The following is a 221-nucleotide window of genomic DNA, read 5'->3' on the forward strand; positions in this document are numbered from 1 at the left end:
AAGTTTGCCTGATGAGTAAGCCTCTCTGTTCAACAGGACTACGCTGGCTGTGGCTGGTGGTAGCCGTGCTGATTATCGACTTAGGCAGCAAATACCTGATCCTCCAGAACTTTGCTCTGGGGGATACGGTGTCGCTGTTCCCGTCGCTTAATCTGCACTATGCGCGTAACTATGGCGCGGCGTTTAGCTTCTTAGCCGACAGCGGTGGCTGGCAACGTTGG

General features: G+C 54.3%; 1 protein-coding gene. It reads left to right on the top strand.

Annotated features, from left to right (window positions below; all coding sequences use genetic code 11):
- Nucleotides 1-11: 11 nt before the first annotated feature.
- The coding region (locus FDX22_RS23810) for a signal peptidase II (RefSeq protein WP_186805448.1) at nt 12-221 on the top strand (210 nt) is incomplete at its 3' end.

The sequence above is a fragment of the Citrobacter sp. TBCS-14 genome, from assembly GCF_005280805.1.
Lineage (GTDB): Bacteria > Pseudomonadota > Gammaproteobacteria > Enterobacterales > Enterobacteriaceae > Citrobacter > Citrobacter gillenii.